Source organism: Streptomyces pluripotens, assembly GCF_000802245.2.
GTDB lineage: Bacteria > Actinomycetota > Actinomycetes > Streptomycetales > Streptomycetaceae > Streptomyces > Streptomyces pluripotens.
The window spans coordinates 4402593-4417044 of sequence record NZ_CP021080.1 but is presented as its reverse complement, the minus strand read 5'-3'; the positions used below and the strand labels follow the sequence as shown (position 1 = coordinate 4417044).

Sequence of the window (14452 nt, the reverse complement as noted above, 5' to 3'; positions counted from 1 at the left end):
CCAGTCTCTCAGAGGCCCTTCTGGGCCCCCGAGAACCTGGCCCTCCCCGAGAACCTCAGTGCCGCACGTCCCGCCACGCCTGCGGAATCCGCTCCGCGACGTCATGCGCTCCGGTCGGTGCGCCCTGGGCCGCGAAACGCCCGGCCAGGCCGTGCAGATAGGCCGCCCCGCTCCCCGCATCCAGCGCGGACAACCCCGCCGCCAGTAGCGATCCCGCGAGCCCCGACAGCACATCCCCGCTCCCCGCGGTGGCCAGCCACCCCGTCCCCGTGGCGTTCACCCGCATCGCACCGCCCGCAGGATCGGCCACCAGCGTCGTCGACCCCTTCAACAGCACGGTGGCCCGGTACACCGCCGCTAGTTCCCGCACCGCGGCCAGCGGCGCCCCCTCCACGTCCTCGCGCCGCACCCCCAGCAGGGCTGCGGCCTCCCCCGCGTGCGGGGTCATCAGCGTCGGCGCCGTACGCCCCCGCACCGCGTCTCGCCCGGCCAGCCGCAAGCCGTCCGCATCGACCAGCACGGGCACGTCCGTCCCGAGGACCTCCGCCACGGTCACCGCATCATCGCCGATCCCCGGTCCGACCACCCAGGCTTGTACCCGTCCGGCCTTGGCCGGTCCGGCATCGGACACGAGCGTCTCGGGGAAGCGAGCGATCACCACGTCCCCCGCGGGACCGACGTAGCGCACGGCCCCCGCACCGCCCCGCAGGGCCCCGGAGACGGCGAGGACGGCAGCACCCGGATACCGCGCCGACCCGGCGGCGACGCCCACGACCCCCCGTCGGTACTTGTCGCTCTGTGCCGTCGGCGCCGGCAGCAGCCGGGCCAGATCCGCGTGCTGCAACGCCTCCAGCTCGCCCTCGGTGGGCAGCTCCAGCCCGATACCGACCAGCCGCACCACCCCGGCGTACTCCCGGGCGGGGTCGACCAGCAGCCCCGGCTTGTACGTCCCGAAAGTGACCGTGAGGTCGGCCCGGACGGCTGCCCCCCGGACCTCCCCGGTATCCGCCTCGACCCCGCTGGGCAGATCCACGGCCACCACTGCGGCTCGGGACCTCTCCGCGATCCCGGCGAGCCGCTCGGCATCGGGTCGCAGCCCGCCCTTTCCCCCGATCCCGACGATCCCGTCCAGCACGAGGTCGGCCCGCTGGATCGGCTCCCCCGCGGAATCGGCCGCGGCCACCTGGCCCCCGGCCCGGCGGAGCGCCTCGAGTCCCCCGCCGTGCACCCGTTCGGGGGAGAGCAGCACGGCGGTGACGCCGGCCCCGCGGCGTGCCAGCCGTGCCCCCGCGTACAGCGCGTCCCCGCCGTTGTCCCCGCTGCCGACCAGCAGCACCACCCGGCTGCCGTACACCCGCCCCAGCAGCTCCGCACAGGCCGCGGCCAGTCCCGCGGCGGCCCGCTGCATCAGCGTTCCCTCCGGCAGCCGCGCCATCAGTGCTCGTTCGGCCGCCCTCACCGTCTCCACGCTGTACGCAGTACGCATGGCTCCGAGTCTGCCCCGGAACCCGGGCTCCCCACACCCCGGCGCTCGCCGCGCCCGCGCTCATCCCTCGGCGACCACCACGGCCGAGGCCACCCCCGCGTCATGGCTCAGCGACACGTGCCAGGCCCGCACGCCCAGCTCCGCCGCCCGCGCGGCGACCGTCCCCTTCACCCGCAGCCGGGGCTGCCCGCTGTCCTCGACGTACACCTCGGCGTCCGTCCAGTGCAGCCCCGGCGGCGCCCCCAGGGCCTTCGCCAACGCCTCCTTGGCGGCGAACCGGGCGGCGAGCGAGGCGGTCCCACGCCGTTGTCCGCCGGGCAGCAGCAGCTCCCGTTCCACGAAGAGCCGCTCGGCCAATCCCGGGGTCCGCTCCAGGGATGCCCGGAACCGGTCGATCTCGGCGACGTCGATCCCCACTCCGATGATGCTCATGGGCCGCAGCCTACGGTCACGGGTACCGGAGCACGCCGCACCGCCGTGCGCCCGGCGTCTACGCTCCGGGGCATGACGTCTCAGGCCTATCTCTGCGAACTGTTCTCGCTGGACGACCGGATCGCCATCGTCACGGGAGGTAGTTCCGGCATCGGGCGGGCCATCACCGGGGCGCTGGCACGAGCCGGAGCGAGTGTCGTGGCCGTGGCCCGCGGGGAGGAGCGGCTCCGGGAGACCGTCGCCGAGTTGCTGGCGGACGGCTGCCGTGCGGCCTGGACCGTCGGGGACCTGAGCAGCCGTGAGGGTGTGCGCGCGGCGGCCGAGGACGCGGCCGGCGTGTTCGGGGAGCCCGACATCCTCGTCAACTGCGCGGGGATCAACATCAGGCCTCCCCTGGACGAGTTGGACGAGGACGTCTGGGATGCCACCATGGCGCTGAACCTGGAGGCCCCGTTCCTGCTGGGCCAGAGGTTCGGGCCGGGCATGGCCGAGCGTGGCTTCGGCCGGATCATCCACGTCTCTTCCCAGCAGGCACACCGCGCCTTCGTGCAGAGCGGCGCGTACGGCGTCTCGAAGGGGGCGTTGGAGTCACTGGCCCGGTCCCAGGCCGAGGCCTGGTCTCCGCACGGTGTCACCTGCAACACCGTGGTGCCCGGCTTCGTGATGACGCCGCTGAACGCACGGCTGTCATCCGATCCCGGGCGAGTGGCGGCGCTGGCCGCGCGGACCATGACCGGACGCAACGGAGTCGCGGAGGACTTCGCGGGAGCGGCGGTCTTCCTCGCCAGCCGGGCGTCGGCCTACGTCACCGGGCAGTCAGTCTTCGTCGACGGCGGCTTCTCGGTCCACTGAGCCCGCGCCGGTCCGCGTGGCCCGTGCGGTTCGGACCGCGCCCGGAGCCCGGGCCTCGCCCGAAGCGCGCGGGCCCGACCGACACCCGTGGGTCCGGGCGGAGGGGGATGCGCGGGGACCGCCGCACCCCCGTTTCCGGGGGGCGGGACGACGGCGGTCCCCGCGAGGGACGCGGGCCGGGTCAGGGCCGGGTTGCGCGTCCGTGGCGTCCATGGAGGTCCGGGAGCCGCTCCGGAGGTCCGTGACGCCGTTCGGCGCCGGCCCGGGCGGGGAGCCGCTCCCGCCCTGCCGACACTCACCACTGTGCCGAACGCGTGTTAAGCGGGTGCTGCGTGCACGTGACACGCTCGTACCACTTCCGAAAACGGCTCCCGAAACGGCTCGGCCGCCCGCGCCCTCGGCACATCCACCCTGGTCACGGACAGTTCACCGCAGGTGCGCTACTTGGCGCCGGTCTTGGCCAGGAAGGCCAGCAGGTCCTGCCGGCTGACCACGCCGGTCGGCTTGCCCTCGACCAGGACGATCGCCGCGTCCGCCGAACCCAGTACGGTCATCAAGTCGGCGACCGGCTCGCCGGAACCGACCTGGGGCAGCGGGGCCGACATGTGCTTCTCCAGCGGGTCGGTGAGGGAGGCCCGCTTGTTGAACAGGGCGTCCAACAGTTCCCGTTCCACGACCGAGCCGACCACCTCAGCGGCCATGACGTCCGGGTGGCCGGCACCCGGTTTGACGACCGGCATCTGCGAGACGCCGTACTCGCGCAGCACCTCGATGGCCTCGCCGACGGTCTCCTCCGGGTGCATATGCACCAGGGACGGGATGGAACCGCCCTCCTTGTCGTTGAGGACGTCGGCGACGCGGGCGCTGGGGCCCTCGTCCTCCAGGAAACCGTAGTCGGCCATCCACTCGTCGTTGAAGATCTTGCTGAGGTAGCCGCGTCCGCTGTCGGGGAGCAGCACCACCACGACGTCGTCCGGGCCGAGCCGCTCGGCGACCCGCAGCGCGGCGACGACCGCCATACCGCAGGAGCCGCCCACCAGCAGGCCCTCCTCCTTGGCCAGCCGGCGCGTCATCTGGAAGGAGTCCTTGTCGGAGACCGCGACGATCTCGTCGGCGACGGTGCGGTCATAGGCGGTGGGCCAGAAGTCCTCGCCGACGCCCTCGACCAGGTACGGCCGCCCGGACCCGCCCGAGTAGACGGAGCCCTCCGGGTCGGCGCCGATGACCTTGACCTTGCCGTCGCTGACGTCCTTCAAGTAACGGCCGGTGCCGGAGATGGTGCCGCCGGTGCCGACACCCGCCACGAAGTGGGTGATCTTCCCCTCGGTCTGCTCCCAGAGCTCGGGGCCGGTCGAGTGATAGTGCGAGAGGGGGTTGTTGGGGTTGGAGTACTGGTCGGGCTTCCAGGCACCGGGGGTCTCACGGACGAGCCGGTCGGAGACGTTGTAGTAGGAGTCCGGGTGCTCGGGGGCGACCGCGGTGGGGCAGACGACGACTTCGGCGCCGTACGCGCGCAGCACGTTGATCTTGTCGGTGCTCACCTTGTCGGGGCAGACGAAGATGCACTTGTAGCCCTTCTGCTGGGCCACGATGGCGAGTCCCACCCCCGTGTTGCCGCTGGTCGGCTCGACGATCGTGCCGCCCGGCTTGAGCTCCCCGCTCTGCTCGGCGGCCTCGATCATGCGCAGGGCGATGCGGTCCTTCACGGAGCCGCCCGGGTTGAAGTACTCCACCTTGGCCAGGACGGTCGCCTGGATGCCCTTGGTCACGTTGTTGAGCCGCACCAGCGGGGTGTTGCCGACGAGGCTGATCATCGAGTCGTGGAATTGCACCGTTGTCTCCGGTTGCTCTGCAAAAACAGTGGTCGTAGTGGTTCCGCCAGCCTACGGCCCCGGGGTGAGGCACGGTGGTCGTTCACTCCCCGTTGAGATTGGCGAACGGGCTGTACGGGGCAAGGAGTGGATGTACGGCTACGAGGAGGTGGCGGCGACGCATGACGAACCTGTCGAGGGCGAGAGTGGCCCGGCGCATCGCGGCCGGAGCGGCGTACGGCGGCGGCGGGGTGGGCCTGGTCGGCGCGGCCGCCGTCGGGCTGCTGCTGGCGGAGGTGCGGATGGCCCGGCGCCATGTGGGCAACGGCGGCAGCGACCGGGTGCCGACGGCCGACGGCGTGTACGGCTGGGGCTCCCCCGGCTCACGCGAAGCCGAAGGCGGTGGAACATACGGAATCCCCGGTGAACCGCCCCTACGACTGACCCTGCTCGGCGACTCCACGGCCGCGGGGCAGGGCGTGCACCGGTCGGGCCAGACCCCGGGCGCACTGCTGGCCTCGGGACTCGCCGCGGTGGCGGAACGACCGGTGGTGCTGCAGAACGTGGCGCTGCCGGGGGCCCAGTCGGACGACCTGGACCGCCAGGTGACCCTGGTGCTCTCCGCGCCCCTCCCCGTCCCCGACGTCTGCGTGATCATGATCGGTGCGAACGACGTGACGCACCGGATGCCGCCGACCCGTTCGGTACGGCACTTGTCGGCGGCAGTACGACGGCTGCGCACGGCCGGCGCGGAGGTGGTGGTCGGCACCTGCCCCGACCTCGGCACCATCGAACCGGTGCAGCAGCCGCTGCGGTGGCTGGCCCGACGGGCGTCACGGCAGTTGGCCGCGGCCCAGACGATCGGGGTGGTGGCGCAGGGCGGGCGCACGGTGTCGCTGGGCGATCTGCTGGGCCCCGAGTTCGAGGCGAACCCCCGGGAACTGTTCGGCCCGGACAACTACCACCCCTCGGCGGAGGGGTACGCGACGGCCGCCATGGCCATACTGCCGACGGTGTGCGCGGTGCTGGGCCTGTGGCCCGCGGAGGAGGAACGGCCGGACGTATCGCGGCGCGAGGGCTTCCTCCCGGTCGCACGGGCCGCGGCCGAGGCCGCGGCGGAGGCCGGTACGGAGGTCACGGCGGCGATGCCGACCGGGCCGCGTGGGCCGTGGGCATTGCTCAAGCGGAGGCGCCGGAGGCGGGTGCCGGAGGCAGAATCCGCTGCTCCGTCGGCGTGAGGGGCCGTTCCCGCGCACGGCCCCCAGGGCCGACAACGCGGGAGTTCCCGGGCCGGGGACCGACTCGTTGGCACTGCCGGGGACCGACTCGTTGGCACTGATGAACCCGGTCACTCGCCACCCGCAAAAGCAAGCGCTTAGTAAATTGCGGCCAGTGTCACACCGCCCCACCGGTGACCTGGGCCATACGTACCGGTAACTTCCCAACCGGCCCTGCCCTACCGCCACCCCGGCGAAGCGCTACGCACCACCCCTTTCCGAATGGAGCCGTGATGCCCGAAGCCGTCATCGTCTCGACCGCCCGCTCCCCCATCGGCCGCGCCGTCAAGGGCTCCCTGAAGGACCTGCGCCCCGACGACCTGACCGCCACGATCATCCGGGCCGCACTGGACAAGATCCCCGAGTTGGACCCCAAGGAGATCGACGACCTGATGCTCGGCTGCGGTCTGCCGGGCGGCGAACAGGGCCACAACCTGGGTCGGATCGTCGCCGTGCAGATGGGCATGGACCATCTGCCGGGCTGCACCATCACCCGCTACTGCTCCTCCTCCCTGCAGACCTCCCGCATGGCGCTGCACGCCATCAAGGCCGGCGAGGGCGACGTCTTCATCTCGGCCGGCGTCGAGACGGTCTCCCGCTTCGCCAAGGGCAGCTCCGACGGCCTACCCGACACGCACAACCCGCTCTTCGCCGAGGCCGAGGCCCGCACCGCCGCCGTCGCCGGGTCCGAAGGCTCCACCTGGCACGATCCGCGCGAGGACGGCCTGGTGCCCGACCCGTACATCGCGATGGGCCAGACCGCGGAGAACCTCGCCCGCGCCAAGGGCATCACCCGCCAGGAGATGGACGAGTTCGGGGTCCGCTCGCAAAACCTCGCCGAAGAGGCCATCAAGAACGGCTTCTGGGCACGCGAGATCACACCGGTGTCACTCCCGGACGGCACGGTGGTCAGCAAGGACGACGGCCCGCGCGCCGGGGTCACCCTGGAGGGCGTCCAGGGCCTCAAGCCGGTCTTCCGCCCCGACGGCCTGGTCACCGCCGGCAACTGCTGCCCGCTCAACGACGGTGCCGCCGCGCTGGTCATCATGTCCGACAGCAAGGCCCGCGAACTGGGCCTGACCCCGCTGGCGCGGATCGTGTCCACCGGCGTCTCCGGCCTCTCCCCGGAGATCATGGGCCTCGGCCCGGTCGAGGCCTCCCAACAGGCCCTCCGCCGCGCCGGCCTGACCATCGACGACATCGACCTGGTCGAGATCAACGAGGCCTTCGCCGCCCAGGTGATCCCCTCCTACCGGGATCTCGGCATCGACCTCGACAAGCTGAACGTCAACGGCGGCGCCATCGCCGTCGGCCACCCCTTCGGCATGACCGGGGCCCGGATCACCGGCACGCTCATCAACTCGCTGCAGTGGCACGACAAGCAGTTCGGGCTGGAGACGATGTGCGTCGGTGGCGGTCAGGGCATGGCGATGGTCATCGAGCGCCTCAGCTGACCCACCGTCCGTAGCGCGACAGGTACGTTGCGTCAGCCGGCGGCCCGGACCCCTGGAAACTCCGGGGGTCCGGGCCTTTCCGTAATCCAATCTCCCCCAGGATGTGACCTATCTCCCTCACCAGAGGTATCTGCGCAGGTCAGAGCCATTGCACTCGAAACATCACGACCCAAGCCCCGCCCGTTTCGTGACGTTACGCACTGACAGCTGGTTAGTCCGCCCTTCAAGCTGATGTAGGAAGTCGGGGGTCGACTTTGAACCGGGAGTATGTCAGTGAGCGCTATGCCGATCGCCCTGCTGCTCACCACGGTCGCCACGGGCGCCGTGGGCGTTGCCGTCCTGCGCACCGTCCTGAAGCTGCGCCGCCAGATCGCGGAACTGCACACGCAGCTCGCCGGGGACGCCGAGAGCCACGCCGCAGCCATGCGCGCGCTCCTGCCGCACGCCCGCACCACGGCCGACGCCGAGGAGATACGCGCGGCCGTGGTTGAGGCGCTCGCCGAAGAACGGGAGCGGGAGCTGGCCGAAGCGCGCGCCTTCTGGGCCGCACAGGAGACACGTGAGGCGGCTGACGCGCCCTCCCTGCTCGGCCTGCCCGACACCGAACTGTTCCTGCCTCGCCAGGCCGACTTCGCGGGCCTGGAACCGGTGTCCGAGCCGGCCGCCGACGCTGACGAAAGCACTGGGGAATCCCCCGAGCTGACCGCGGCCCGCCGCCGCCACCCCTCGCATCCCGACTTCGTGCCGGTGCAGTCGCCGACCGTGAACGACCACGAGCGCACGGTGACCACGCTGGAGCAGCTGGCCGCCGAGCAGGTCGAACTCTCCGACGTCCGCCCGGGACCGCTCGGGACCCTCGACGTCTACGTCTTCGCCGACGGCACGACCCTGTGCATGACGCCGGGTCACCGGGAGACGGCGCAACGCCTTGCGGCGGCCCTGGAGGCGGACGAGGCGCCGTACCTCCTGGGCGGATCGGGGATATCCGGCGCCTACACCCTCACGTTCGCGTGCGGCGAGGACACCGTCTACATCCTGGCCGACAGGGTCATCGCGTCGCTCTGACAGCCCGCACCGTTCCTCCGCCTCGGCCCACCGCGAGCGGGGAGTGCGGCGCCGTCCGGCGCCCTCGCCGGCGGCAGCCGCTTCAGACGCCCGCCCGCCCCCGTGCCTCCTCCACCAACCGCACGGCGTCGGCGACCTGTTCCTCACTGCGCAGCACCAGTGCCAGGTCATGCGCGGCCACGAGGATCTGGTCGGCGGCCGCGAACATCCCCGCGTCCGGCATCTCCCGGGGCTCGGTTCCCGGCTCCTCGACGGCCTGCACCCACCGGGCCAACTCCCGGGCCAGCGCCAGCGCCTCCGCCGCCGCGCCTCGCTGCAGGCGGCTCTGCGGTGCCGCCCGCAGCCGGTCGGCGAAGTGATCCACTGCTTTGGTCAAGGGCGTCGTATCAACCACGCGCCGAGCGTAACGCGCCGCACTGTTGCCAATACACGAACGCTCAGGCACCGTGACGTGAAGGACCGGCCTACATCCCCTGCGCATTCGGAGGCGCCGATGTCCCAGCTCTTCTCCGAGGAGACCCACCGCAACCTGCTCGCCCGCATTCCCCAGTGCACCGGCCGTGAAGTCTCCGACTGGCTGCGCGCCGTCGAAGAAGGCCCTGCACTCTTCCGTTTCGAGGAGAAGGTCAGCTGGCTCCGGCACGAGTACGACCTGGCCTACGGCCACGCCAAGGCGATCGTGCACGAGTACGACCTGAGGAGAGCAGCCCGGAAGCTGCTCTGACCGCCACCATCCGGAAGGTCGATGACACACCCCGGCCGGTCGTTGGTCCGATGAGATCCCTGGCCACCGGCTCCCGTCGGTGGCGCGCCGGTCCGGTGACGTGTGGACCCGGCGGTGCCGACGCGCGCCGGACACTGAAGGGCCCCGGGCCGCCCAGGAACTCAACGGCCGCCCGCGCAAGACGCTCGACTGGTATACCCCAGTCGAGCGTCTGCGTGATCTACTCACCACCAAAAATCAGGTGGTGTTGCGACGCCCGCTTGAACCCAAGCCGTGGCACCGGGGCCCTTGTCACGGCACGACGTCAGCGGGCCATGGCCAGGGGCGCCAGGAGGTGTCTCAAAGGCGCCGCACAGGACGTCCGAAATCCCCTAGTCGTTGCTGCTGAAGATCGCCACCAGGCGCAGCATCTCCATGTAGATCCACACCAGGGCCACGGTGAGGCCGAACGCGGCGAACCAGGACTCGTTGCGCGGGGCACCGTAGGCGATGCCGTCCTCGATCTCCTTGAAGTCGAGGGTCAGGTAGAAGGCGCCAATCAGGATCGCGATGATGCCGACGAGCGCGCCGATCGGGCCGAAGCTGCGCAGACCGCCGTTCTCGGCGACGCCCAACGCGACTAGCATCAGGTTGACCGCCATGACCACCACGAAGGCCATCCCGATGGCGAGACCGATGCGAGCGTAGCGGGCGGTGACGCGGATCCAGCCGGCGCGGTAAACGAGCAGGGTCGCACCCGAGACCGCCATGGTGCCGAGCACCGCCTGGAAGGGGGCACCACTCCACCGGCTGTTGTACATCGCGCTGAGGACGCCGAGGAAGACACCCTCGAACGCGGCGTATCCGAGGATCAGCGCGGGCGACGGGGTGCGCTTGAAGCTCTGGACCAGCGCCAGGACCATCGCGATCAGTCCCGAACCGAAGGCCAGGAACAAGCTGGTGGCCGTGACGGGCAGCAACACCCAGGCGAGAATGGCACCGAGGACGGCCGTGCCGAGCGTCGTGGCCGAGCGGACGATGACGTCGTCCATCGTCATCCGGTCGGCGGTGGCCACGGCCTGCGGCGGGGCACCCTCCTGTACGCCGTAGGGGTTCTGGGCGTAGGGGTTGCCCTGTGCATACCCGGCCTGCGGTGCGGTGTTGAAGCCGGCGTAGCCGTTGCCACGGCTGAACCCCCGTCGCACGAGGACCGGGTTGCTGCTCCTCATTTCACTCCTCCATGACCACCCTGTGCAGTCTCGACCCAAGGGTAATGGGTTGGCAAAGATCGACCATAATACCTGGGGAGGATCTTTCCCCTAGTGCCGCGTCACATGCCCCGTGTGTGGGTGGGCTCGCTCCTGCGGGAGACACGGGAATCGTGACCGGGCGGTCCGGCGTCTGCTGACGGAGTGCCGGAGACGACGCGTCGGGCCCGCCTCCACCGCTCCCCTCGGGGTAGGAGGTGGTGCCCGGAGCCGGACTTGAACCGGCACGCCCGCGAAGGGGCAGCGAGGTTTAAGCTCGCCGTGTCTGCTTTCCACCATCCGGGCAGGCCATGGGCTCCGCTTCGAGGTTCCGAGCCTATCGGCACGCATCCCCCGGACAGCGGGCACGCGGACCGATGTTGTCTTATTTTATTGAGGTCTGAGGGTGCATCAGCCCGCGGAACAGGCCATCCGCACTTGCCAATAGCCTGGCGTGGCGTCAGTGCGCCCGCACACGAAATGACGGAATTTCACCGTCTGAACGAGGGTGACCCACCTGTTCTTGACCACGTTCGACAATGTTCGACGGTGTTGCGACAGGGTGGTTCTCGGGGTCGGTCGTCCTTCCCAGGTATGACGCGGCACCCTTCCGTCCGCCCCGAGTCGCCCCCGGGAACCAGAGCTTCGGCTGACGGTCCGGGCGCGTGGCGCCGAGACGATGGACAGGTCCCCAGGAACACACGTCATCCCGACAGGAGCACCGTCCCGTGACCACCACATCCACCGCCGGCAGGGCGACCGCCGTGGCCGCCCGCGCCTCGGAGTTGTCGAAGATCTACGGGCAGGGTGAGACCCGTGTCGTCGCCCTGGACCGGGTCTCCGTCGACTTCCGGCAGGCCGAGTTCACCGCGATCATGGGCCCGTCTGGCTCCGGCAAGTCCACACTGATGCACTGCGTGGCCGGTCTGGACACCTTCTCCTCCGGTTCCGTACGCATCGGTGACACCGAGCTGGGCTCCCTGAAGGACAAGCAGCTCACCAAGTTGCGCCGGGACAAGATCGGCTTCATCTTCCAGGCGTTCAACCTGCTGCCGACGCTGACCGCGCAGGAGAACATCACCCTGCCCATGGACATAGCCGGGCGGAAGCCGGACGCGGTGTGGCTGGACCAGGTCATCCAGATGGTGGGGTTGTCCAGCCGGCTGAGCCACCGACCCTCCCAGCTCTCCGGCGGCCAGCAGCAGCGCGTGGCCGTCGCCCGTGCCCTCGCCGCCAAGCCGGAGATCATCTTCGGTGACGAGCCGACCGGCAACCTCGACTCACGCTCCGGCGCCGAGGTGCTCGGCTTCCTGCGCAACTCCGTGCGCGAGCTGGGCCAGACGGTCGTCATGGTCACCCACGACCCGGTGGCCGCGGCGTACGCGGACCGCGTGGTCTTCCTCGCGGACGGCCGGATCGTGGACGAGATCCACCACCCGACGGCCGACTCCGTCCTCGACCTCATGCGCAGTCTTCCCGGAAGCGGCAACACCAGCGGCACCGTGCCGCACCAGACCGCCGGGTTCGACGGGAAGGGCCGTACCAGCTGATGTTCCGCACCGCCCTGCGCAACGTCCTCGCGCACAAGGCCCGGCTGCTGATGACCGTGCTCGCCGTCATGCTCGGCGTGGCGTTCGTCTCCGGCACGCTGGTCTTCACCAACACCGTCTCCGACGCCTTCCAGAAGAGCTCCGCCAAGGGGTTCGACCATGTCGACGTCGCCATACGGCCCAAGTACCAGGAATCCAAGGGCAACGCGGTCGGCCGGCTTCCCGAGCTACCCCGGAAGCTGCTCGCCGAGGCCGCCAAGGTACCAGGCGCCGCCTCCGCCACCGGTGTCGTCACCGGCTTCACCGCGGTCGCCGACAAGAACGGCCATCTGGTCGGTGGCGACTGGCAGTCTGTGGGCGGCAACTACTGGGGTGCCAAGGACTCGCGGTACCCGCTGGTCAGTGGTCACGCCCCGCACGGCGAGAACGAGGTGCTGATCGACTCGGCCACCGCCGAGCGAGCCGGGTACAAGGCCGGCGACACCGTGCGCCTGTCGGTCGACGGTCCGGTGCTCACCCCGCGCATCGCCGGCATCTTCACCACCGACGACGGCAACGTCGCCGCGGGCGGCAGCCTCGTCCTGTACGACACACCGACCGCGCAGGCCCTGTTCGGCAAGAAGGGCACGTACGACGAGATCGACGTGCGGGCCCGCACCGGAACCAGCCAGTCGGCGCTCAAGTCCCAGCTCGACGAGGTCCTGCCGACCCACCTGGTGGAGACCACCACCGGCAAGCAGCTCGCCGACGACCAGGCGCGGATGATCTCCACGTCGATGAGCGGACTGCGGCAGATACTGCTGGTGTTCGCTGGTATCGCGCTGTTCGTCGGTACGTTCATCATCGCCAACACCTTCACCATGCTGGTCGCCCAGCGCACCCGGGAACTGGCCCTACTGCGGGCGGTCGGTGCGTCCCGTCGCCAGGTCACCCGTTCGGTGCTCATCGAGGCGTTCGTGGTCGGCGCGGTCGCCGGCGTGGCAGGACTGGCCGCCGGCATCGGTATCGGCGCGGGCCTGCGCGAGTTGCTGGGCGCCCTGGGTGCCACCCTGCCCGACGGCCCGTTGGTGATCAGCCCGGGCACCGTGGTGGCCGCCCTCGCGGTCGGCGTCCTCATCACCATGCTGGCCGCCTGGCTGCCCGGCCGCCGGGCAGCGAAGGTCCCGCCGGTGGCGGCGATGAGCAGTCTGCACGCCAAGGCCACCACCAAGTCGCTGGTGCTGCGCAACACGCTGGGCGCGCTGCTCTCAGCGGCCGGCATCGCCGTGATCCTGGCGGCCACGACGATGGATGCCGATACCGCCAAGGTCCCGATGGGCCTCGGTGCCGTCCTGTTGATCATCGGCGTGTTCATCCTGACTCCGCTGCTGTCCCGCCCGCTGATCGCGGCCACCGCCCCGGTGCTGCGCGTGTTCGGTGTCTCGGGCAGGCTGGCCCGCCAGAACTCGGTGCGCAACCCGCGCCGCACCGCGGCCACCGCCTCGGCACTGATGATCGGCCTGACCCTGATCACCGGCATGACCGTGCTGGCGGGCAGCCTGCAGAGGTCCATCGACAAGATGGCCTCCTCGGCGATCCGTGCCGACTACGTCGTCTCGATGGCCAATCGCGGTCCCCTCTCACCCGACGTGGCGAAGAAGCTCGCCGGCACCGACGGGGTCACCGCGAGCAGCCCGATGCGCAACGCGGTGTCCCGCATCGACGGCGAAACCGAGTTCCTGACCGGCGTCGACGGCTCGGCGATCACCGAACTGACGGATCTGAAGGTGGACGACGGTTCCTTCGCGGTGGGCGGCACCCGGGTCGTCGTGGACAAGGACCAGGCCGACTCGCACGGCTGGCAGGCCGGTTCCGAGTTCACCATGCACTTCGAGGACGGCAAGGCGCAGCGGCTGACGGTCGCCGGTGTCTACGAGGGCAACGAGATGGTCAACGGAATCATGCTCGACAACCGGACCCTCAGTCCCCATCTGAAGGACCCCGCTGACATGAAGGTGATGGTCAAGACGGCGGACGGCGCTTCGGCCGCGGTCAAGGATCGGCTGGAGAAGGCCCTCGGCTCCAATCCGGCGATCAGGGTCCAGGACAAGAAGGACATCTCCCACCAGATCGCGGAGATATTCACGCAGGTTCTGAACATGGTCTACGGCCTGCTCGCCATGGCAGTGATCGTGGCGGTGATCGGGGTCATCAACACCCTGGCGATGTCGGTCTTTGAGCGTTCCCAGGAGATCGGCATGCTGCGGGCGATCGGTCTGGACCGCAGGGCCGTCAGGCGGATGGTGCGTCTGGAATCCCTGGTGATCTCCCTGTTCGGCGGCGTACTCGGGATCGGTCTGGGCGTGTTCTTCGGCTGGGCGGCCGGCGAGCTGCTGGGCACGAAGATGCCGACGTACGAACTGGTCCTGCCGTGGGGCCGAATGGCGGTCTTCCTCCTGCTGGCGGGCGTGGTCGGCATCCTGGCCGCCCTGTGGCCGGCCCGGCGTGCGACGCGGCTGAACATGCTGGCGGCGATCAAGGCCGAGTAACCGACAGCAGGACCGGGCAACCGTGCCGGCGGCAAGGGTTCCCGTTC

12 protein-coding genes and 1 tRNA gene are annotated in these 14452 nt (G+C 70.4%); 7 read left to right on the top strand and 6 right to left on the bottom strand.

The annotated features are described in order from the left end of the window. Window positions 1–55: 55 nt before the first annotated feature. Both LK06_RS20050 and LK06_RS20045 read right to left on the bottom strand, forming a co-directional pair. Complete coding sequence (locus tag LK06_RS20050) at window positions 56–1486, bottom strand: NAD(P)H-hydrate dehydratase (RefSeq protein WP_174673903.1); 1431 nt, start codon at window positions 1484–1486, stop codon at window positions 56–58. Window positions 1487–1546: 60 nt separating this feature from the next. After that, the gene (locus tag LK06_RS20045; RefSeq protein WP_039652737.1) at window positions 1547–1918 is read right to left on the bottom strand and encodes a holo-ACP synthase; all 372 of its coding nucleotides are present in this window, start codon (window positions 1916–1918) and stop codon (window positions 1547–1549) included. A 72-nt stretch (window positions 1919–1990) separates the two neighbouring features. Here LK06_RS20045 and LK06_RS20040 point away from each other — a divergent pair, with 72 nt between their 5' ends. Beyond that, window positions 1991–2770, top strand: a complete 780-nt coding sequence (locus tag LK06_RS20040; protein WP_039652736.1) for an SDR family NAD(P)-dependent oxidoreductase — start codon at window positions 1991–1993, stop codon at window positions 2768–2770. Window positions 2771–3210: 440 nt separating this feature from the next. Here LK06_RS20040 and LK06_RS20035 read toward each other — a convergent pair whose 3' ends face one another. Continuing rightward, entirely contained in the window at window positions 3211–4602 is a 1392-nt protein-coding gene (locus LK06_RS20035; RefSeq protein ID WP_039652735.1) for a cystathionine beta-synthase, read from the bottom strand. Between the two features lie 161 nt (window positions 4603–4763). Between LK06_RS20035 and LK06_RS20030 the strand changes: the two genes are divergently transcribed. The 3 genes from LK06_RS20030 to LK06_RS20020 all read left to right on the top strand — a co-directional run bounded on the left by LK06_RS20030 (window position 4764) and on the right by LK06_RS20020 (window position 8377). Further along, window positions 4764–5819 carry an SGNH/GDSL hydrolase family protein gene (locus LK06_RS20030; protein ID WP_174673902.1) on the top strand — a complete coding sequence of 352 codons (1056 nt, stop codon included), beginning with the start codon at window positions 4764–4766 and terminating at the stop codon, window positions 5817–5819. Between the two features lie 272 nt (window positions 5820–6091). Further along, entirely contained in the window at window positions 6092–7312 is a 1221-nt protein-coding gene (locus LK06_RS20025) for an acetyl-CoA C-acetyltransferase (protein WP_039652734.1), read from the top strand. A 273-nt stretch (window positions 7313–7585) separates the two neighbouring features. Next, window positions 7586–8377, top strand: coding sequence for a hypothetical protein (locus LK06_RS20020; RefSeq protein WP_043406200.1), 792 nt, complete (start codon window positions 7586–7588; stop codon window positions 8375–8377). Window positions 8378–8459: 82 nt separating this feature from the next. On the opposite strand, the gene LK06_RS20015 is transcribed toward LK06_RS20020, so the two are convergent. Further along, window positions 8460–8771, bottom strand: a complete 312-nt coding sequence (locus LK06_RS20015) for a hypothetical protein (protein WP_234367457.1) — start codon at window positions 8769–8771, stop codon at window positions 8460–8462. Window positions 8772–8870: 99 nt separating this feature from the next. On the opposite strand from LK06_RS20015, the gene LK06_RS20010 reads away from it, so the two are divergent. Further along, the gene (locus LK06_RS20010) at window positions 8871–9101 is read left to right on the top strand and encodes a DUF4287 domain-containing protein (RefSeq protein WP_039652729.1); all 231 of its coding nucleotides are present in this window, start codon (window positions 8871–8873) and stop codon (window positions 9099–9101) included. Window positions 9102–9472: 371 nt separating this feature from the next. Here the strand turns inward: LK06_RS20010 and LK06_RS20005 are convergent, their stop codons facing one another. Both LK06_RS20005 and LK06_RS20000 read right to left on the bottom strand, forming a co-directional pair. Further along, window positions 9473–10309, bottom strand: a complete 837-nt coding sequence (locus LK06_RS20005) for a Bax inhibitor-1/YccA family protein (protein ID WP_043406203.1) — start codon at window positions 10307–10309, stop codon at window positions 9473–9475. A gap of 237 nt (window positions 10310–10546) precedes the next feature. Beyond that, window positions 10547–10633, bottom strand: a tRNA-Leu gene (locus tag LK06_RS20000). A gap of 422 nt (window positions 10634–11055) precedes the next feature. On the opposite strand from LK06_RS20000, the gene LK06_RS19995 reads away from it, so the two are divergent. Beyond that, entirely contained in the window at window positions 11056–11877 is an 822-nt protein-coding gene (locus LK06_RS19995; protein ID WP_039652726.1) for an ABC transporter ATP-binding protein, read from the top strand. Continuing rightward, a complete protein-coding gene (locus tag LK06_RS19990; protein ID WP_039652725.1) occupies window positions 11877–14405 on the top strand; it encodes an ABC transporter permease in 2529 nt (842 codons plus the stop codon). The genes LK06_RS19995 and LK06_RS19990 overlap by 1 nt, the downstream gene beginning before the upstream one ends. Window positions 14406–14452 lie beyond the last annotated feature (47 nt).